The organism is Pseudomonas sp. Wu6, from assembly GCF_019891515.1.
Lineage (GTDB): Bacteria > Pseudomonadota > Gammaproteobacteria > Pseudomonadales > Pseudomonadaceae > Aquipseudomonas > Aquipseudomonas orientalis_A.
In genome coordinates, this window is record NZ_JAFLXH010000012.1 from 115,881 (window position 1) to 134,319 (window position 18,439).

At 58.5% G+C, this 18,439-nt stretch carries 23 protein-coding genes and 1 tRNA gene; 13 read left to right on the top strand and 11 right to left on the bottom strand.

Annotated features, from left to right (window positions below; genetic code table 11):
* Window positions 1–154: 154 nt before the first annotated feature.
* The 10 genes from J1G34_RS11235 to J1G34_RS11275 all read left to right on the top strand — a co-directional run bounded on the left by J1G34_RS11235 (window position 155) and on the right by J1G34_RS11275 (window position 6,203).
* Window positions 155–355 carry a hypothetical protein gene (locus tag J1G34_RS11235; RefSeq protein WP_065888045.1) on the top strand — a complete coding sequence of 67 codons (201 nt, stop codon included), beginning with the start codon at window positions 155–157 and terminating at the stop codon, window positions 353–355.
* 114 nt (window positions 356–469) lie between these two features.
* Window positions 470–823, top strand: a complete 354-nt coding sequence (locus J1G34_RS27460; RefSeq protein ID WP_122462764.1) for an EscI/YscI/HrpB family type III secretion system inner rod protein — start codon at window positions 470–472, stop codon at window positions 821–823.
* Window positions 824–829: 6 nt separating this feature from the next.
* The gene (gene sctJ, locus J1G34_RS11240) at window positions 830–1,636 is read left to right on the top strand and encodes a type III secretion system inner membrane ring lipoprotein SctJ (protein WP_065891728.1); all 807 of its coding nucleotides are present in this window, start codon (window positions 830–832) and stop codon (window positions 1,634–1,636) included.
* Complete coding sequence (locus J1G34_RS11245; RefSeq protein ID WP_240997007.1) at window positions 1,605–2,186, top strand: type III secretion protein; 582 nt, start codon at window positions 1,605–1,607, stop codon at window positions 2,184–2,186. Before sctJ ends, J1G34_RS11245 begins: the two co-directional genes overlap by 32 nt.
* 2 nt (window positions 2,187–2,188) lie before the next feature.
* On the top strand, window positions 2,189–2,836 hold the full coding sequence (gene sctL, locus J1G34_RS11250) for a type III secretion system stator protein SctL (protein ID WP_065891730.1): 648 nt from the start codon (window positions 2,189–2,191) through the stop codon (window positions 2,834–2,836).
* A 38-nt stretch (window positions 2,837–2,874) separates the two neighbouring features.
* A complete protein-coding gene (locus J1G34_RS11255; RefSeq protein WP_065891731.1) occupies window positions 2,875–3,093 on the top strand; it encodes a hypothetical protein in 219 nt (72 codons plus the stop codon).
* A complete protein-coding gene (locus J1G34_RS11260; protein ID WP_083203197.1) occupies window positions 3,094–3,507 on the top strand; it encodes a type III secretion system chaperone family protein in 414 nt (137 codons plus the stop codon).
* Window positions 3,500–5,641, top strand: coding sequence for a type III secretion system outer membrane ring subunit SctC (sctC, locus tag J1G34_RS11265; protein WP_065896524.1), 2,142 nt, complete (start codon window positions 3,500–3,502; stop codon window positions 5,639–5,641). Before J1G34_RS11260 ends, sctC begins: the two co-directional genes overlap by 8 nt.
* The gene (hrpT, locus tag J1G34_RS11270; protein ID WP_065888051.1) at window positions 5,638–5,841 is read left to right on the top strand and encodes an HrpT family type III secretion system protein; all 204 of its coding nucleotides are present in this window, start codon (window positions 5,638–5,640) and stop codon (window positions 5,839–5,841) included. The genes sctC and hrpT overlap by 4 nt, the downstream gene beginning before the upstream one ends.
* Window positions 5,842–5,852: 11 nt before the next feature.
* The gene (locus J1G34_RS11275) at window positions 5,853–6,203 is read left to right on the top strand and encodes a transcriptional regulator (protein WP_065888052.1); all 351 of its coding nucleotides are present in this window, start codon (window positions 5,853–5,855) and stop codon (window positions 6,201–6,203) included.
* Here J1G34_RS11275 and sctU read toward each other — a convergent pair whose 3' ends face one another.
* Genes sctU through J1G34_RS11330 form a run of 11 tightly spaced genes read right to left on the bottom strand, consistent with a single transcriptional unit; the run spans window position 6,204 to window position 16,350 of the window.
* Window positions 6,204–7,301, bottom strand: a complete 1,098-nt coding sequence (sctU, locus tag J1G34_RS11280) for a type III secretion system export apparatus subunit SctU (protein ID WP_065891734.1) — start codon at window positions 7,299–7,301, stop codon at window positions 6,204–6,206.
* On the bottom strand, window positions 7,298–8,086 hold the full coding sequence (sctT, locus tag J1G34_RS11285; RefSeq protein WP_130138565.1) for a type III secretion system export apparatus subunit SctT: 789 nt from the start codon (window positions 8,084–8,086) through the stop codon (window positions 7,298–7,300). The genes sctU and sctT overlap by 4 nt, the downstream gene beginning before the upstream one ends.
* A gap of 10 nt (window positions 8,087–8,096) precedes the next feature.
* Entirely contained in the window at window positions 8,097–8,360 is a 264-nt protein-coding gene (sctS, locus tag J1G34_RS11290; protein WP_065891736.1) for a type III secretion system export apparatus subunit SctS, read from the bottom strand.
* Between the two features lie 7 nt (window positions 8,361–8,367).
* Complete coding sequence (gene sctR, locus J1G34_RS11295; protein ID WP_065896526.1) at window positions 8,368–9,021, bottom strand: type III secretion system export apparatus subunit SctR; 654 nt, start codon at window positions 9,019–9,021, stop codon at window positions 8,368–8,370.
* Entirely contained in the window at window positions 9,018–10,031 is a 1,014-nt protein-coding gene (locus J1G34_RS11300) for a FliM/FliN family flagellar motor switch protein (protein WP_065935741.1), read from the bottom strand. Before J1G34_RS11300 ends, sctR begins: the two co-directional genes overlap by 4 nt.
* Window positions 10,028–10,492: a type III secretion system HrpP C-terminal domain-containing protein gene (locus tag J1G34_RS11305; RefSeq protein WP_065896527.1), complete on the bottom strand. Its 465-nt coding sequence runs from the start codon at window positions 10,490–10,492 to the stop codon at window positions 10,028–10,030. The genes J1G34_RS11300 and J1G34_RS11305 overlap by 4 nt, the downstream gene beginning before the upstream one ends.
* Entirely contained in the window at window positions 10,489–10,917 is a 429-nt protein-coding gene (gene sctO, locus J1G34_RS11310) for a type III secretion system stalk subunit SctO (protein ID WP_065935743.1), read from the bottom strand. Before sctO ends, J1G34_RS11305 begins: the two co-directional genes overlap by 4 nt.
* Complete coding sequence (locus J1G34_RS11315; protein WP_122462759.1) at window positions 10,904–12,262, bottom strand: FliI/YscN family ATPase; 1,359 nt, start codon at window positions 12,260–12,262, stop codon at window positions 10,904–10,906. The genes sctO and J1G34_RS11315 overlap by 14 nt, the downstream gene beginning before the upstream one ends.
* On the bottom strand, window positions 12,259–13,158 hold the full coding sequence (locus J1G34_RS11320) for an FHA domain-containing protein (protein ID WP_222994064.1): 900 nt from the start codon (window positions 13,156–13,158) through the stop codon (window positions 12,259–12,261). Before J1G34_RS11320 ends, J1G34_RS11315 begins: the two co-directional genes overlap by 4 nt.
* 37 nt (window positions 13,159–13,195) lie before the next feature.
* Entirely contained in the window at window positions 13,196–15,289 is a 2,094-nt protein-coding gene (gene sctV / locus J1G34_RS11325; RefSeq protein ID WP_222994053.1) for a type III secretion system export apparatus subunit SctV, read from the bottom strand.
* The gene (locus J1G34_RS11330; RefSeq protein WP_222994054.1) at window positions 15,286–16,350 is read right to left on the bottom strand and encodes an HrpJ domain-containing protein; all 1,065 of its coding nucleotides are present in this window, start codon (window positions 16,348–16,350) and stop codon (window positions 15,286–15,288) included. Before J1G34_RS11330 ends, sctV begins: the two co-directional genes overlap by 4 nt.
* Window positions 16,351–16,615: 265 nt before the next feature.
* Here J1G34_RS11330 and J1G34_RS11335 point away from each other — a divergent pair, with 265 nt between their 5' ends.
* From J1G34_RS11335 to J1G34_RS11345, 3 genes are all read left to right on the top strand, one after another.
* The gene (locus tag J1G34_RS11335; RefSeq protein ID WP_065888063.1) at window positions 16,616–17,167 is read left to right on the top strand and encodes an RNA polymerase sigma factor; all 552 of its coding nucleotides are present in this window, start codon (window positions 16,616–16,618) and stop codon (window positions 17,165–17,167) included.
* A 223-nt stretch (window positions 17,168–17,390) separates the two neighbouring features.
* Window positions 17,391–17,467 (top strand) — tRNA-Met (locus J1G34_RS11340).
* A 157-nt stretch (window positions 17,468–17,624) separates the two neighbouring features.
* Window positions 17,625–18,404 (top strand): PhzF family phenazine biosynthesis protein, encoded by a 780-nt coding sequence (locus tag J1G34_RS11345; RefSeq protein ID WP_065896600.1) that lies wholly within the window; start codon window positions 17,625–17,627, stop codon window positions 18,402–18,404.
* Window positions 18,405–18,439: the final 35 nt, after the last annotated feature.

Below are 18,439 nucleotides of genomic sequence, written 5' to 3' on the forward strand. Positions count from 1 at the left end.
ATAAAAAAGTTACATATTAAAAATCCACCGCTAAATGTGCATGGAACGTATAAATTTTTTGAACCACATAAATTATGGAACGGCTTTGGCGGGGTTCCGGACTACCCAGGCATCGCCGAGTTCAGTGAAACTAACGTTATGTACGGAGAAAAATATGACTTCCCCAATTAACCCCTATGGTTCCTCCTCGTTCGGCGGCTACGGCGGCGGACTATCTGACGCGGACGCACAAGCGGCCTTTAAGCAAATTGACGCTAAAAAGCGGAGGGATGGCATAGAAACCGCGATGGAAAAAGCAGAAGCGGAAAAGACCAACGGTAAAAAAGGCGTCACCGATACTATCCGACTGTCATAAAGTAATGCCTATACACTGTCCCGGCGCGCAGCATCGGGACAGTCACTTCAAACGCAATAACGTCATTGCCAACGACGAATAAGTTTACTCATAGCTTGGAGTAAGGGGAGTTGTATGATCGTAGAAAGCATACGCGACAAGGGTCTCGGTACACTTCAAACGACGCATGACACGCCCGACTTAAGCTCGGATGTAGATTTTTTTAACTCAATGATGCTCCCCTCACCAGTGGCGAGTACTCCCAGCCCTGCACATTCACAGAACCTGTTATCCGAGGCAACAGACACGCTGAACTCCTTGACCCATCGCATGAGCAGGAGCCTGCGCGCATTGGCTAGCAAAGATAAATCTATAGAGGCTCGAAAATACCCGCACCAACTTTCCAATGCAGTGCTGCTTCAGCATATGTTGACGAAGTGCGTTGGTAAAACCGCTCAGAGCATCGATAAAATCAGTAACCTCCAGTAGGTAAACATGAATCGCACGTTGCTTACTGTCTTAACACTGTCTTTCGCACTTCTACTGAGCGCCTGCAGCGACCGTGTCGAGCTTCACCGCCAATTAACGGAACAAGAGGCCAATGAAGTTATAGCGGAGCTGGCCGACAAACATATTCGTGCCACGAAGGTTCCCGCAAAAGATGGCGTTATCGTGGTCGTCAATGTCACCGATATTGCGCGCGCCGTACGAACGCTGGAGGCCGTGGGGCTCCCTCGAACAGCACGCGCTACGTTGGGCGACACCTTTCGTAAAGAAGGCGTGATCTCCACGCCGCTGGAAGAAAGAGCACGCTATATCTATGCCTTGTCCCAAGAACTGGAAACCACTTTATCGAACATTGATGGCGTTATCGTGGCCCGAGTACATGTAGTTCTACCCGAACGCGTTGCTCCAGGAGAACCTGTGCAACCCGCCTCCGCGTCGGTGTTCATCAAACATGATCCGCGGCTCGACCCCGACAACATCAGGGCACGTGTTCGCAGGATGGTTGCCAGTAGCATTCCGGGTATGGCCACGGCGGTCGATAACCCGCAAAAAATAACAGTTGTGTTCGTACCTGCGACAGCCTACCTGGAGCAACAACGTTTGGTTTACTTCGGGCCGTTTCTGGTTCCGGGGGATGACCTGGGTTTTTGGCAAACCAGTGTGACTGTCTCGTTGCTCGCTCTGGTATTCATAGTGTCGGCAGGCATGTTCTGGCAGAGGCGAAAGCAACGTATGACGCCGGCTCGTACACATGGGCCATCCCTTGACGCGTCTGTTCACTCAAGCAATGAGTAATCTCGCATGGACCCAGTGGTGGGCGGCCCCTTGGTTATATGCACATGACGACTGGAAAAGCACAGATATATATACAACGCTTGTAGAACTTCATCGCAGCGGGCTGGTAGTCACAGGCACGCATTACGGTGTCGCTCCCTGCCTGCCCCCCATGCCCGACCCAGCCTTACTTCAACTCGTAATTGCTCCAGCAGCCCAGCTGGACCTGGGGCTGGCACTGGTTGATGGGATCTGCCGTCCTGCCAGTGCAACGGCGTTGGATGAGCACCATCTCCTGTGGTGTAAAAGCCTGTCCAAGGCTCTGCCCCTGGATATCATGCAGGCTGATAATGACCCCCTGCGGTTGCTACGCGCATGGATAACCGCTGCTACCTGGCAACGGATCAGACTGCGTTTCCCTCGCCAGCGTGTGCTTTTTTTGGAAGAAAAGCCCCTGATGCTCAATGGCTCGCGTAGCCGTCTCGATACCCTCTGGCATGCAGTGGTCTGGCGAATAGGTGCGCCAAGCCACAGCGACGGCGCTTACGAATCATGGACGCAAGGAGATTAACAATGTTATGTCGGCGCACAATCAACTCACCTGGCGGAGCGCCCCCCTTGGCGGGAAGCCTGATCTCCCGCGAAGCCCTGGCAAGTTATACCCAGGCCGGCGACGTGATAGAGCAGGCAAAGGCTGGGGCCAAACAATTGCTGAGAGAGGCACACGAACAACGCAAAAACCTGCTTGAAAAGGCGGGGCTTGAAATATGGCAGCGTGCCGATGCCCAGCTCAAGCGCTGGGAAGCCGAGCGCCAGGCCTTGTGTGACAACCTCGAACACTACGCCACTTCAATTGCCAACCAGACTATTCAGCTCTTGCTTGAAGAAACGCCCCACATACAACGGATTGGAGCCCTGATCAAGCAACTGCTGGCCTGCCATATTCCTGCGATTAAGGCGACACTGGTTTGTCATCCACATGAACTTGAGACAGTGAGGCAATACCTCGACAGCGGCGGTAATGTTCACTGGACGCTACGCGCGGATAATACGATCAAGCCTCAAACGCTGATATTGAATACCGACGAGGGGGATTTTCGTATTGACTGGATATCCATGGTCAACGCCGTCATGAAAAACGATGAAAGCCTCCCGGTAGAAAGCGGCAGGGACACATTTCATGACATATATATAGCTACAAATGGAACCATTTCGAAATAAAAGCCATAAAGGAGTACACACCCACAAAGGCATTTCACATGAACTTTTTCGATGGCCTTAAAGACAAGCTTGTTAGAGACGCAAAATTCGTTGACAGGGAAGTAAACTATGCAGCCGAAAACTTTTCAGGTTCAGAAGAAGACACCGCTTTTTTTTACGAACTTATCGCAAAACAGCGTAAAGCCGAATATCTCGTCAATGAGCAAACCCGCGTAAATTTCATGTTACTTAAGTCCGGCCTGGACAGCGCACAGTAAGTGAAAAAATCACTTGCCGAGTATTTGAAGAGTGGCTCCGGGGAACTCAGTTTATTCGAGAGCGATGACGAAATTATCTTACGTCACTGTTCCGACGCCATACTGCTAAGTGCTCAACTGACCCATCAAGCGCCGAATAAATCAACGCTGGCAACTTGGATGCGACAGGGAGCGATCAGCCTGGCTCACTATCAGGGTGCGCTCGCTCAATGCCCAGCCAGTGGTGAACTCTGGTTGATTCATTGCTTGTATAAGCCCTGCGACGAGCAGGATTTGCAGCGCAGTATCGAATCTCTGCTCAACCAACGCGATACCTGGCGTGCCACCTTTGCACGCCTGAACAAGCCGGCCCAGCCACTCAGACCTACTTCGCTACGTTCGTTGTTGCGTAATCAGGGAAACACCTATGTATAACAACATTTACAAGCACACCAGCTTGGGCCCCAACCTGTCTGAAACTTCATCCAGACGTCCGCAACTGGCATGCCTGCTCGCGCTCGCCTGCTTGCTCGCCCCGGTACAAAGTGCCTTTGCCGCCATCCCCGCCGAATGGAAAAACACCGCCTACGCCTACGAGGCCGAACACAAACCTCTGCGCGAGGTACTCGAAGACTTCGCCCAGACCTTTGGCACGCAACTGCAGATCGAGGGCCTGCTGGAGGGGGACGTCAACGGCAAGATCCGCGCTAACACCCCGCAATCCATGCTGGACAGGCTGGGCGTCGAGCACCGTTTTCAATGGTACCTCTACAACAACACCCTTTACATCAGCACCCTGGATCAACAGGAGTCCGCACGCCTGGAGGTCTCGTCAGAGACGATTTCAGATCTCAAGCAGGCGCTGACCGATATCGGCCTGCTCGATAGCCGTTTCGGCTGGGGAGAGCTGCCGGAGGACGGAGTGGTGCTGGTTTCCGGCCCCAAACGCTATATCGAACAGATCAAGCAGTTCAGCAGCCAACGCCGCTCGCCGGATGAAAAGCAGAGCGTGCTGAATTATCCGTTGAAGTTTGCCAATGCGGCGGACCGTCATGTGGATTACCGCGGCGAGAAGCTCATCGTCCCCGGGGTTGCCACGATTTTGCGGCAGCTATTGGAACCCCGGTCCACCTCGTCGCTCTCTGGACCGAGCCAACGCCCTACGTCCCAACCAACCCCTCTCACACCCAACGTACCTCGGTTGGCCAATCCGCTGCTGGGGCAAATGTTCGGCGCCAATGGCAATCCAGGGCAGTTGGACCCGGGGCCGACGTTGACCCCGCGCGCCCCGGTGTCCAACAGCCGTATACGCGTCGAAGCCGATGTACGTAATAACGCCGTGTTGATCTATGACTCGCCGGAACGCCAGGGCATGTACCGTGAGCTGATCACTCAGCTTGACGTTGCGCGCAAGCTGATCGAGATCGATGCAATCATTCTCGATATCGAGCGCACGCAGTTGCGCGAATTCGGCGTGAACTGGGGCTTCCAGAACAGCCGCTTTCGGGGCGGCGTGAACATGGCGCCGGGCAGCTCGTCGCAGCTGTCGATCGGAAACCGTGACCGTTTCTACGCTGATATCCGCGCACTGGAAGCCAAGGGGCTGGCGACCATGGTTTCGAACCCTTCGGTGCTGACGCTGGAAAACCAACCGGCGGTGATCGACTTCAACCGCACCCAATACCTCACCCCCGGCAGAGATTACGTAACCATCTTGCCCGTTACCGTGGGCACCAGTCTTCAGGTCGTGCCCAGGGTCACCACCAGCCGCGGCGTCAACCAGCTCCATCTGGCGGTGGATATAGAAGACGGTAATTTCGACGAGAGCAACCCTGACCGCAACCCTGACCACCTTGACGTACGCCGAGGCAAGGTCAGCACCCAGGCCGTGATACAGGAAAAGCGTTCGCTGGTTGTCGGCGGTTTCCATGTCACCGAGAGTGCCGACAAACAAAACAAGATCCCTGTGCTGGGGGATATTCCGCTGTTGGGCAAGGCGCTGTTTTCGTCGACCGAACGCAAGAACAACCGGCGTGAACGCTTGTTTATCCTCACACCGCGGGTCATCGGCGACCAGGACGACCCGTCGCGCTATCTGCCGCAGGCCGACCAGGCCGAATTGCAAGCCGCACTCACGCCACTGGCTAGGCGCTATTCCCCCCATGAGCCGGTGATCAAGCGCAGTGACATCATCAGTACCCTGGCACGCCTGGTCAGCGGGGAAGTGCCCAAGGCCTTCAAAGCAGCGCCGATGCCGCTGGGGCTCAACACCTTGTGCAGCACCCGTGACCTGCTGGCACTCAATACCGAACGCAGCCAGTGGTTCGCCGGCCCGGAGTACAACGTGGCGGTCGTGGTGCTGCGCAATCAGTTCAAACGCAATGTACGTATCGACGAAAAGGAATGCAGCAACTCGCAGACCCTGGCGGTCACCGTGTGGCCGCACGCCTGGCTCAAGCCGGGTGAAGAGGCCGAAGTCTTTATCGCCATGCGTCCCGTGGTGAAGGACGAACACCTCAGTGTGCCGCGCCCTTCCTTGATTACTCCTGCCCAGAAGGCTACGCCATGAAACTCAGACTCTTGTACATGACCCTGATCGGCGCAGCGATGCTCATCACCGGCTGCGTTCCCACCTGCAAAGGTGATTCATGCTCGCGCCCGCAATCGACCAAGGACAAGATGGTGATCTGGTGGCCACCGCAGATGCGTGTCGAGCCCGGCCCCGCCGGCGAGCGGTCGGATTACCAGACGGTATCGCTGGAACGCTGAGGCCTCAACCCATGCCCGACAATCAACGCCAGGTATTCCTGGACTCTCTGGTGAGCGGCAATGCCGCTCACTTGCCACTGGCGCCCGGGATCAAGGTCTGCGCGCTGCAGGTAGGAACGCGGCCGGGGCTGGCCCTGCAGGTGGCTTGCGAAGCCGTGCAGGCCGGGCAACTGCAGCGTGTGTTGGAGCGGCGTTTTGAGCAGGCACTGGCGTTCAATGGCTGTTTTGTCTACCTCGACGCCCAGGACGCCCTGGTAATCTGGCACGCGCTGCCCGCAACAAACAGCGCGCTCGACAGTATCCTCAGCCGGATGCTGTCACTGGCCAATCTGCAAGCCCTGGACAGGGTCTCAAACCGCTGATCAACGCCGCTCAAGCTCCGGCAACTCAAGGGTTTCACGCTTGGCGTCATCATCCAGCTCGCGCAGAGTACGGTAGATGAGTGCCACCGCCTGCAAGGTTTCGCGGGGGATGCTGGCCCCCAGCTTTTTCGTGTAAAGCGTGCGGGCCAGCCATACGCACTGGATCACCGGAACGTCGGCTGCCTTGGCGCGCAGGATCAGCTTGCGGGCTTCGGTATCCGTGCCCTTGCTGACCAGCAAGGGCAGCGGGGTTTTACCCGGGCGGTAATACAGGGCGACAGCGAAGTGTGTCGGGTTGACCACCAGCATGTCGGACTCCTCCAGCTTGGGCAGCTTGACCTTCGGCTCCTCCTGCGCCAGTTGATAAGCCAGCGAACGCCGCTGGCCCTTGACGTGAGGGTCGCCCTCCATGTCCTTGTACTCTTTTACGACCTCCACCTGGGTCATACGCATACGCTTGGCAAAAAAGTGCTTCACCAGCACCAGGTCGATGAGCGCCAGCACCAGCAACATGCCGAGGCACACATGCAGCAGGTGGCGGAATAACGCAATCAACGCCAGGATGTAACTCTGCAGATCACTGTTGGCCAGGTTGATCAACGTACCCAATGAAGGGCGGATCACCACATACAGGATCAGCGAAATGAAGCAGGCCTTGGCGACACTCATCAACAGGTTCATCAACTGCTGGGCAGAGAACATCTGCTTGACCTGGCTGAGCGGATTGAGTCGATTGAAATCCAACTTCAAGGCCTCGGGCGCAAACAGCATGCCGAACTGCATCCAACTGCTGACCAGCTTCGTGGTAATCGCAACGCCGATCATCAACAGGGCGAATGAGAAAAACACCACCAGGCCTTCGAACAGGACTTCTTCCAACGTTCGCGTAAAGGGCTGAGACAGGCGCGACATCGGCAGCAGGATCAATTGCTGGAAACGTTGCAGGCTGGTCTCGGCGGTGAATAGAGCAATCTCGCTGATGGCCGTCAGCACCAGCAACTTTGCAATATCCTGACTTTGCGCGACCTGGCCTTTCTTGCGTTGGTCGCGCAGCTTCTTGGCTGACGCCGGGTGTTTTTTTTCGCCCGAGTCGCTCATGACAACGGCACCTTGAACAAAAATCCGAGCGAGTGTTTAAGGTCGCCCAGCAGGCCCATGCGTCCGACGATCAGGTCCTGCAGCAGCGCAAAGTAGAGCAGCAGAACACCGACGCCTGCCAGGCATTTGACCGGTGGCGCCAACGTACTGACTTGTAACTGCTGACTGTAGACCCCCAAAAGCGCGATGCCGAATTCCAGCAACAGCAACACCGCGATAAAGGGGGCGGCATAGAGCATCATGTGCGTGAAGGTGTCGCCCAGCAGGTCGACAAACAGGCTCATGCCATTCGCCGCTGGCAGCGGGAACCACACGGTGGGAGGCCAGATAAGGTAGCTGTCCCAGATCAACTGGGTCAACGCGCCCAACCCCAGGGTAGTCATCAGCAGGAAGATCGCCAGTTGCTTGAACAAATGCCCCATCGGCGTGGCATCCGGCCCCAGCGAAGGGTTGAGTTGGCCACCGGCCAAAGCGCCGCGCTGGTTGTCCAGCAACGCTCCCACCGCCTCGAACAACCAGAACGGCATGGACAGCAGTACCCCCAGCAACAATCCCAGGGCAACTTCCTTGAGCACCAGCCCGCTCAATACCAACGCCGAGTAATCCCGCCCTTCCAATGCCGCATGGATACCCGGCGCCGGCAGCAGCGCCATGACCATCACAATGGTGGCCCGAAGCCTGCCGCGTATATGTTGAAAACAGAACGCGGCCACAAAGATGGCGCAGGGATAAATACGCGCCATCCCGATGAGCAGGCTGGGCAGGTACTCAAGATACAACAGCACTGGCGATACCTCAGTTCAGGGCCGAGCGGCCGATCATGTCGAAGGTCAGATTAATCAGCTGGATCAGCTCCACGCCAATCCAGCGCCCGGTCATGATCAGCGTGATTCCCACCGCCACCAGCTTGATACCAAAAGGCAACGTCTGGTCCTGGATCTGCATCAGCGCCTGTACGAGCGACGTCATGACACCCACCACCACCGCCACAATCAATGGCGGCGCCGACAACACCACGACCAGCAACATGCCTTGCTTGAACAGTACGATTGGTTCCATAAGCCGCTCAGAGATAGGAAAGAAACAGGCTGTCCAGCAGGCGCGACCAACCGGACACCATGACGAACAACAGCAGTTTGAGCGGCAGTGAGATGGTCATCGGCGAGACCATTTGCATGCCAAGCGCGAGCAGCAGGTTGGAGACAATCAGGTCGATGACGATGAAGGGAATATAGATCAGGAAGCCGATCTCGAACCCCGCCTGCAGTTGCGACAGCACAAATGCCGGGATCACCAGGATCAGGTCTTCGCGCTGTACCTCTTGCGCCATTTTTGGAGGCCACAGGCGCGCCGTATTTTCCAGCAGATGCGTCAGCACGTCTGGGTCCACGTTACGCAGCATGAATGCGCGCAACGGCTGGATGGCCTCATGCCCTGTCTGTAGAAACATCGTCAGGCTGCTCGTGTCCAGAGGGGCGACCTTGACGGTCTCGGCGATGTCGAAACCGACCGGCGCCATGATGAACAGCGTGGCCGCCAGCGCGATGCCGTTGACGGCCATGCTCGGCGGCACCTGCTGAACGCCGATGGCATTGCGGGTGATCATCAACACAATGACGATCTTCAAGAACGATGTGCAGATGATCAACAGCATGGGCATCAGCGACAACGCGGCGACGAATACAGCCAGGACGAGGGGATCTATCCCCTGAAATGTCATCGCCCGAACATCACACGGGACAGCTGCAAACCCAGGCGCCCGTCGACTTCCACCAACTGGCCCTGGCCAATCGGCCGATCACCGTAATAGAGACCCGCCATCCCCGGCGCATAACCGGCAATGCCCAGCACCGCACCGGGCGCGAGGTTGCGCAACTCGCCCAGGGTCAGGTTCAGCGTGCCGCAGCGCACGTTCAGTGCCATGCTCAGCTCATCGAACGGTTCGTGGCCGAATACATCCACCACGGGCTCGCCCTCCTCGTCCCCAGGATAGTGGGGGGTTATGAATTCTTCGTCCACAGACGCGTCCTCGATTGAAGTAAGGGTCAGGCACAACGGCCCGCTGTTATCGTCGATGCATCCATGCAAACGCTGAGTACCCACCTGTAGGTAGCCATCTCCCTGGGCACGAAAAAACGTCTGCTCAAGCAGCACCACATCACCGGCCCCCAGGCTGCGGGCTTGCTCAATGGGCAACTGCAAACGCCCGAGGGTCACCGCAATGACCAATGGAAACGCCGGCGGCAGCGGCCCGGCCGTGGTACGCCACGGCCCGGCGTCGCACAGCGCCAGGAAGCTTTCGGGGAGCAGCCACACATAGCCCTCGACCCGGGCCGCCCCCAGCGCCACAGTGAGTCGGCAGCCAAATGCCTTGGGCCGCGGGGCCTCCAGCAACCGCACATAACCCAGCAGCGCTCTTATCTGAGGACTCAGGTGATGCTGGAACAGCGCCCAGAACCAGGAGTCCGGATCATTGCCGGACGGGGCCAATGTCACCGGGCATTCACCCAACAGGCTGAGCAACGGCGCCGCTTCAGCGAGCGCCAGCACACCACACGAGGTTTCAAAGCACATGACCTCACCCGTCACGGGAGCACGGCCCGGTTCGAGTCTTAATTGCCCCCGTTGTCCGCCCACCTGAAACGGCAGGCAAAGGCCACGGCCCAGTTGATGACGCGCCGCCACCGTGTCGCTCTTGACCGAACGCAAACTCAGCGGCCGCATTATCATGCGCAGCCGACAGAGGACAGGTGCAGGCTGACCGGTTGCCCCAGCGCCGCTACGAGCTGATCTTCACAGGGTTTGCGCACGCCGCTGAGCCAACGCGCCGTCGCATCCTCCTGCGCCTCCAGGTCGATACTCCAGGCGCCCTGTTCGCGGCGCACGCGGGCGTTGATTCGTCCCAGACGAGGCAAATACAACGTGGCTTGAAGCGGCCACTGCGAGACGGCTTGCATACGAGGCGTCAGTTGTTCGGTGAGCGCCTCGATCATGGCCGCACTGCCTGAACTCTGCGGCGCCGACAGTGAGGCCTTCGCACCAGAACCCTCACCGTCACCTGCATCAGTCCACAGCTGAGCAAACAACCGCGTCAACTCCGCAGGCGCCACGCCTACGGTTCCCGACTCACGATCCTCTCGTGTTTCACGCAGGCGTGGACGTTCAGCGGGTTTATCAGAAACCTGGGTCATGTCGGCTCCTGCGCCAGTAAAAGGGATAATTCCTGGAGCTTTTCAACCTGCCGCAGGCATTCAGTGACCTGTTTCTGGGCACTGCCGACGCTGGCTTGCTTTTCTTCGCGCTGCCCCCTCAATGCCTCTAGCTGCCCCATTTCGCGCTGGGTATTGGCAGACAATGAACGCTCCTGTCTTCCCCAGGATTTCAGGGCCTGCAAGGTAATAACCTGCCCCTGGTGCTGGTTGAGCAATTGAGCACTCTGCTGCGCCTCCTCCTGCCGGGTTCGCTCAAGCGCATCCTGAGCCTGCTGGATATGCGCAAGTAGAGCCAGCTGGGCCCGCTTCGCTTCACGCAGCGCCCGCTCGGCCCGGTCAGCCCGGTGTCGGCGCAGGCGACGCAGCGTCTCGACTTCACCGAGCAGCACGTCAGAATGGGACATCGGCGGTCAGCTCCTTGAGGTGTCTCAGCGTGGTTTCCATCGGTGCGGGCTCACGCAAGTCCTGGCGCAAAAAACCATCGACAGCCTGGCGACTGTCCACGGCGAGGTCAGTCAGCGCATCGCTGCCAGGCTGGTATTCGCCCAGCTTGAGCATCAGTTCGATCTGCTGATAGGCCGACAGCAACCGTCGCAACGCCGTACCCGCCTGGATATCCGCAGGCTCGGCGACGTTGCTCAGGATTCGCGAAAGGCTGGCCAGTACATCCACCGCCGGATAGTGCCCACGCTCGGCCAACTTACGGGACAGTACGATATGCCCGTCGAGGAGCGAGCGAACTTCGTCGGCTACCGGATCGTTCATGGAGTCCTGCTCGATCAGTACGGTATAGATCGCAGTGATCACACCCTCGCGGGTCAACCCGGCGCGCTCTACAAGGCGCGGCAACAGGCTGTACACCGACGGTGGCAGGCCGCCGCGCCCGAGGGGTTCGCCGGCGGCCAGGCCGATTTCGCGCTGGGCGCGGGCGAAACGGGTCAGGGAGTCAATCAGCAGTAATACCCGTTTGCCCTTGCGCCGAAAACCTTCAGCCAACGCGGTGGCCGTAAAGGCTGCACGTGCCCGCTCCATGCTGGAACGATCGGACGTTGCACACACCAGTACCGCTTTGGCGCGCAGTTGCTCGTCGAGTTCATGATCGAGGAATTCACGCAGCTCCCGGCCCCGCTCGCCAATCAGGCCGAACACGATGACATCGCAATCAACGTTACGGGCGATCTCAGCCAATAGTGTGGTCTTGCCGCAGCCTGCCCCGGCGAACAGGCCTACACGCTGGCCTTCGCCCAGCGTCAGCAAGCCGTCGATCGAACGCACCCCGGTGGCGAGCGCGCGGTTGATGCGTGGTCGCTCGGTGGGCAACGGTGCCTCGCACAACACTGCGCTTGAGTCAGACACGTGCGTCTGGACAAACGCACTGACACCTTCTCCCGTGATCGGCCGGCCGAAACCATCCAGCACCTGTCCCAGCAATGCCTCGCTGACCTGCACCCGATGCGAGACCCCAAGACGCTCCACGCCGGCCCCCACCTGTACCCCTTCGAGGTTGCCCAAGGCACTGAGCACGGCGTCCTGCTGATCGAAACCAATGATCTCCGCCAGCATGTAGTCGCCTGGCTTCTTTTCCACCTGACACAAATCACCGATGCGCGCCTGAGGCAGCCGGCATTGCAGCAACATGCCGTTTACGCGCTGGATTCGGCCCCGCATTGTTACAGGCGAGAAACCTGCCAACGAGCGCGCCTGGCGTTCCTGCCAGGCGTCGAGGCGCGCTTGCAGCTGCGCGTTCACCAGCGCACCTCATAACGCTGTACGCCATCGAAGACCACCTTGCTGTTGTCGATCAGCACCAGGCGCAAGCCGTCCACTTCATCACCGACAAAAAGTCGGCTGCCCTCCTCCAGAACCACGTGACCATTGGGCCCGCCCACGATCTGCACGATTTTGAAGGGCAGGGCTCCATCCCGCACGCGCACACGACTGATCACCGGTACTGCGCTATCGAACTGCTCGCCAAAACGGCTGAGCATGCGCGCGACCAGATCCACATCGTCCTGTGAAACGTCCCCACTGAGCGCAACTTGCCCATTGATCACTTGCAAAGTGATCCGCTGGCTTAATTCCCGATCGTTGAGCATCTTCAACAACTGCTGGCGCACCTCGAACGGCGAGGCCAGTTCAGGCTTTTGAATCACTGGCGGCATCAGCGATGCCTGAGCATTGCGCTCTCCACTGAAAATAATGCCGACCGCCGCCATGAGCACGGCAAACGCGAGGGCCAGGCTGAGCAAACGCTTTTGTTGGGACGATGGAATGGATGACAGTTTCAACGCCAGCGCAGCCTTTCCCCCAGGCTCAGAGGAAGGTGGTACAGCCACGGGCGCCGGAGGCCAGGGCTGATCGGCAAGGCTGACACACAAGCGAACGGAGCCGATCAAGAAGACCGTGTTCAGCGCCAGCTCGCCGATCTGCGCCAACACCTGCCCATCGCTGTCTTTGATGAGTCCGGCTTCGGCCTGCACCGACCAACGATCATTGGCCAAGCGCAAACGTGCGTGATGCTCGACGACCTCGGGATCGCTCAACAACAGATCAGCGTCCGGGTTGGCGCCCAGGCTCCACTGCTCGCCAAATAACGGCAGCGCGGCGCCCTGGTGCAAGCCATCCAGCACTCGCAGCTCGAACATCATGGGGCGACCCTCGGCGGGCATATCAATAAAGGGTTCATGCCACGGCCCCGCGCAGCAGCTCGTCCTGACCCAGGTCGAATCGGCCCAGGACCTTTACCTTGGAATTGCTCCCCAGCTCGGCGAATGACATCACCGGCACATGGTTGAATTCATCCAACAACAGCGCGCGCAAGGGACTGCGCAGGTCCTGGGCCACGAGCAGCACACTTTTGGTTTTCGGCCGCAGTGCAAACGCCTGGTTGAGCAGGCCGACCAGGGCAGCACTGCTGTCGTTATCGAGGGCGAAAAACACGCCGCTCTGGGTTTGACGCAAGGCTTCGCGCAGGATGTTCTCGGTGTGCGGCGACAGCAGCCACGCGTGCAGGCCATCGGCTTCGCTGTACTGGTGAAAGATCTGCGACTTGAGCGCGATACGGGCGTAATCGGCCAGGGCATCCGGTTCGCGCTCATGCTGGCCGTACTCGATCAGCGATTCGACGATCAACCGTACGGCACGCAATGGCACGCCCTCGGCCGCCAGGCGCTGCAGCACTGAAGAAAAACGTGAAAGCGGCATGATGCGTTGCAGTTCCTGCACCAGTTCCGGCTGGTTGTGTTCAAGCCAGCTGAGGATCGACTTGCTTTCCTGGATGCCAAGAAACCGCGGCCCGCTGAGCAACATCGCCCGCTTCATGCGTTCGATGACCAGGCTGTGGGCACTGAAAGGCTCGACCTGCGGATCGTCGAGCAACGGATCATCAGGGCTGAGCCACAGCCAATCGGCTTCATCCCGTTCAGGCAGCCCTCTTTCGCCCCGGTCCGGAGGCTGCGCGAGGGTGGCGTACTCGACCGCAACACGGTCACTGAAAGTGGCCGTCACGACCGGAACTTCATGCACGCAAAAGCGCATCTCATCGACAGCCAGTGAGTCACTGAACTCGGCTTCGAACGGCGGCAGGGTCAAGCCGATATTGGCAACCAGCGCATTTCGGGCCTGACGAATTTTTTGCACGATGTCGATGACCTCCGGGGCCCCGAACATCTGACTATTGAATTGCAGCAGATACGGCCGTGACGGGTCGAAGCCACGCAAGTCTTCACTGCCGTTCTCTTCCGGACGCACCGCTTTCTCGTCCGCAGCAGCAGGGGCCTCCTCGCGCTGACGTTGGCGCATGAGGTAGTAGCCCAGGGCACCGGTGATCATCGAAATCAGAATGAACACCACGGTGGGCATGCCGGGGAGCGTGGCAAAGGCCAGCATGCCCACCGACGCGATCATCCAGCTCTTGGGCTCGCTGGTCATTTGCCGGGCAATTTCGGCGCCCATGTTGCTGACGCCCTTGCGCCCGTCCGGCGCCACGCGGGTGATGATCATGCCGGCCGTGAGGGAGATCAGCAGTGCGGGAATCTGCGCGATCAGGCCGTCACCGATGGTCAGCACCGAATACAGCGCGATCGACTCGCCTGCGCTCATGCCGTGCTGGAACATCCCGGTCGAGAAGCCCCCGAGCAGGTTGATGACCACGATGATCAAACCGGCAATGGCGTCGCCCTTGACGAACTTCATGGCCCCGTCCATGGCCCCGAACAACTGGCTTTCGCGCGATAGCTGCTCACGTTTGTCCCGTGCCTGTGCACCGTCGATCAGCCCGGCGCGCAGGTCACTGTCGATCGACATCTGCTTGCCCGGCATCGCATCCAGGCTGAAGCGGGCGGCCACTTCGGCGACCCGCTCCGACCCCTTGGTGATCACCAGAAAGTTGACGATGGTCAGGATCATGAAGATCACCAGGCCCACCGCCAGATTGCCGCCCACCACGAAATTACCGAACGCTTCCACAATGTCACCCGCGTCCTGCTCCAGCAGGATCAAACGCGTGGTGGCAATCGACAACGCCAGGCGAAACATGGTGGTCAGCAGCAGGATCGATGGGAACGACGAGAACGCCAACGGCCCCGGCAGGTAGAGCGCCAGTACGATCAACAGGCAGGAAATACAGATATTCAACGCGATCAGGATGTCCACCAGCCAGGTGGGCAACGGCACAATGAAGATAAACACGATGGCCATGACCACCACCGCGCCGAGCACTTCGGCGCGCCGCGCCACCTTGAGCAGCACGCCATTGATCGATGACAGCAGTGTCACCCGTACGTCCTCGTCTCGCCGGGGAATTTCAGGGGACCGCGTTCTTCGCGGGCCCACTCAAGCATCACGTCCTTGAAGGCTTTCACGGCGCTGGCCTGGGATTGAGCATCAAGCCACCAGGCCAGGGGCAGGGCCTTTATCTCCCTGGACAATTCGTTGAGCGAACGCAGCCGGGCGGCAAGCAGCGTGCCGCCAAATTCACTGGCCAGCCTTTGCACCTCGGCCGAATCGATGCCGGTACTGGCGTAGCCCAGAAAACGCTGCAACAGATCCACCGCATTCTGTTCAACGTTAAGGCGCTGGATCAACGCCTCGCAGTTGCCCAGCACCGAGCGCAACTCGCGACACTCGCCCAACCCTTTGAGCAGGAGGCGCAATTTTTCCGTGGGCACAGACTGTGTGTGGGCTGCGATATCACCGTTCAGCGCCTGAGTCATCAGGCCGACGCCCCTGGAAAACTCCGTCGGGCCGTACATTTTCAACAGCGTTTGCAGCATCAACGCCAAGGATTGGCGCACGACCACAGAGGCGTAATAGAGCGCACGCACGTCCTGACGCTCCTGCGGGTCGGCGCTGGCTTGTTTCAACGCCAGGGCGATATTCAGACCTGCCTGGATCGGGCCGCCGAAATCACGCTTGAGCTCTCTGAGCGCGCCGCGTGCCAAGTCCTCTTCGATCCTCAATCCATTGGTCTTCGCTTCGCTGGCGATAAGCCCAAGCACCACGAAGGCACGAGCGGGATCACTGCCGGCAAGGCTGACCAGTTTTTCGACCGTGGGCTTGCGCAGCAACTCGAACCGAAGCCGGCGAACAATGGTTTCCAGCGTGGTCTGGCCAGGGTGACCCAATTGTTCATACAGCTGCACAAACTCCGCCACAGGCGAAACTTTCGCGCCAATGGATCGCAGGCCCAGGGCTTGCGCATTAAGTGTCACTTCTTCGGCGAAAATCTGCGCAATGTCATCCAGGGCCAGCGAACGGCTTGGCGCTTCGACAGTGCTGACACTGGGCTTGTCCAGGGGTTGGATCTGCTGCACATCGTTGAAGGATTCGACTTTCATGGGCGGGCCAGAATGGGAAGTTTGTGTCCCTATGTGGCAAGCCGCTGCGGTCCAGTTCCATCAAAACGTTTCAAGGCGATGGGCATGAAAATACTTGCACATCCACATCGAACCTTTTGCAAGTTACGGCACAAACAGCTGTACGAGCAAGAATATATATTTATATAAATCAAGTAGTTATGTGTTTTTCCCGTTTGGCACAGCCAGTGCAAAAGGGGTTCCTATCGAAACCATTTCGATCGAGCCTTTCCGGAGGAAAAACAACATGAAAATACCTATTGGTGATCTCGCTCACCTCGTCGGCAGTTCGCCTCAGTTCATGGTTCAACTGACGGACGACCAGCAAAAGAAACTGCGACGCTTCATTCATAAACGCGTGCTCAACCCCGAAGACGCGGACGACCTGCTGCAACTGACCTATCTGGAAGCATGGCGCAACCGAGAACGTTTCAGCGGCCAGGCCACGCTCAGCACCTGGATGTGCGGGATCGCTCAGAATTTGATCCGCAACCACTTCAGGCGCATGTATGCCAAACCCGTGCATTGCGAGTTCGATGAATCGTTGTGGCATGGTCAGGAGGAACGCAACAGCCTGGATTGGGAATTTGAAGTCAACCGACGCCTGGAAAAAACCCTGAACGCCATCGACCACCTGCCGGTGGAAATGCGCAAGACGCTATACGCCTCGCTCGAGACCGATGGCAGCTATCAGGACACCGCCGATGCGCTGGACATTCCCATCGGCACCGTACGCTCACGCTTGTCACGGGCGCGCGAACAACTTAAACGCGTGACCCACAACCCGCCGCAGCCGTAAGCCCCCGCTATAAAAAACGTTGGGCGAAAAGGATATCTGCCCAACTCGACCGACGCTTTACGTAAGCGGCGGCCAAAGACCGCAGCCTGAAAAGCCCCCCGCCATTCACCCCGCCACTCGTCGCCATTTAGCCTGTTTTTCGTTAAACAGTTGAAAGCGTAGAAAAAAACTTAACAAAAGCCCTTGACGCATTCCCGTTCTACGCGAATAATGCGCGCCACTTGGCTACATAGCTCAGTTGGTTAGAGCATAGCATTCATAATGCTGGGGTCCGGGGTTCAAGTCCCTGTGTAGCCACCAAGTACTAAAAACGGCTTACCGAAAGGTAGGCCGTTTTTTTATGCCCGCAGGAAAGTCTCGCCAAGGTGCTTACGCTCAAAAATACTTCCCATCTGTATTTTGACGCCCCCAGGAGCCGCTGTTAGTGTCCAGCCTCCCCCACCACGGAGCGCTCCCGATGCAACTGGACATCTACCAAGTCGACGCCTTCAGCCAGCACGCCTTCGGCGGCAATCCCGCAGCGGTATGCCCGCTCACCGAGTGGCTGACGGACGAGCAACTGCAACACATCGCCGCTGAAAACAATCTGTCGGAAACCGCGTTCTTCGTGCCCCGTGGCGACCTTTATGAACTGCGCTGGTTTACCCCGGAAGTCGAAGTGGACCTGTGTGGTCACGCCACCCTGGCAGCGGCGTGGGTGCTGATTCACAAGTTGCCGGACGCGCCCGCCGTGTTGCGCTTCGCCACGCGCAGCGGCGAGCTGCGGGTGACGCGCAACGGCGATGAACTGGCCATGGACTTCCCGGCCAGGCAACCGGAACGCTGCGAGCCGCCAAGCGGAATGCTAAGTGCATTGGGGATCGAAAACGCCGAGGTGTTCGGCACCGATGACTATATCGTGCTGGTGGAAGATGAAGCACAAGTGGCCGCACTCGCGCCGGATTTCGCAAGGCTCAAGGGCCTGCCCAAACGCGGGATTGCCGTCACTGCCAGGAGCACGCGCTTTGACTTTGTTTCGCGCTGGTTCGGCCCGAATGTGGGGGTCAATGAAGACCCGGTCACAGGCTCCGCGCATACGTCGCTGGCACCGTTCTGGGCCGAGCGCCTGGGCAAATCGCAATTGACCGCCGAGCAAGGCGGCACGCGCAAAGGTCAATTGCGCTGCGAGCTGCAGGGTGACCGGGTCATCATCTCCGGTAAAGCCGTGCTGTACATGCAGGGTGTGATTTATCTGTGAACGAGGCGGCTTGCCTTACGTCAAGCCGCTTTCAT

Coding starts and splice junctions, on each gene's coding strand:
- J1G34_RS11235 (WP_065888045.1), top strand. CDS start 155: ATGACTTCCCCAATTAACCCCTATGGTTCCTCCTCGTTCGGCGGCTAC.
- J1G34_RS27460 (WP_122462764.1), top strand. CDS start 470: ATGATCGTAGAAAGCATACGCGACAAGGGTCTCGGTACACTTCAAACG.
- sctJ (WP_065891728.1), top strand. CDS start 830: ATGAATCGCACGTTGCTTACTGTCTTAACACTGTCTTTCGCACTTCTA.
- sctL (WP_065891730.1), top strand. CDS start 2,189: ATGTTATGTCGGCGCACAATCAACTCACCTGGCGGAGCGCCCCCCTTG.
- J1G34_RS11255 (WP_065891731.1), top strand. CDS start 2,875: ATGAACTTTTTCGATGGCCTTAAAGACAAGCTTGTTAGAGACGCAAAA.
- sctC (WP_065896524.1), top strand. CDS start 3,500: ATGTATAACAACATTTACAAGCACACCAGCTTGGGCCCCAACCTGTCT.
- hrpT (WP_065888051.1), top strand. CDS start 5,638: ATGAAACTCAGACTCTTGTACATGACCCTGATCGGCGCAGCGATGCTC.
- J1G34_RS11275 (WP_065888052.1), top strand. CDS start 5,853: ATGCCCGACAATCAACGCCAGGTATTCCTGGACTCTCTGGTGAGCGGC.
- sctU (WP_065891734.1), bottom strand. CDS start 7,301: ATGAGCGACTCGGGCGAAAAAAAACACCCGGCGTCAGCCAAGAAGCTG.
- sctS (WP_065891736.1), bottom strand. CDS start 8,360: ATGGAACCAATCGTACTGTTCAAGCAAGGCATGTTGCTGGTCGTGGTG.
- sctR (WP_065896526.1), bottom strand. CDS start 9,021: ATGACATTTCAGGGGATAGATCCCCTCGTCCTGGCTGTATTCGTCGCC.
- J1G34_RS11300 (WP_065935741.1), bottom strand. CDS start 10,031: ATGATAATGCGGCCGCTGAGTTTGCGTTCGGTCAAGAGCGACACGGTG.
- J1G34_RS11305 (WP_065896527.1), bottom strand. CDS start 10,492: ATGACCCAGGTTTCTGATAAACCCGCTGAACGTCCACGCCTGCGTGAA.
- sctO (WP_065935743.1), bottom strand. CDS start 10,917: ATGTCCCATTCTGACGTGCTGCTCGGTGAAGTCGAGACGCTGCGTCGC.
- J1G34_RS11320 (WP_222994064.1), bottom strand. CDS start 13,158: ATGTTCGAGCTGCGAGTGCTGGATGGCTTGCACCAGGGCGCCGCGCTG.
- J1G34_RS11330 (WP_222994054.1), bottom strand. CDS start 16,350: ATGAAAGTCGAATCCTTCAACGATGTGCAGCAGATCCAACCCCTGGAC.
- J1G34_RS11335 (WP_065888063.1), top strand. CDS start 16,616: ATGAAAATACCTATTGGTGATCTCGCTCACCTCGTCGGCAGTTCGCCT.
- J1G34_RS11345 (WP_065896600.1), top strand. CDS start 17,625: ATGCAACTGGACATCTACCAAGTCGACGCCTTCAGCCAGCACGCCTTC.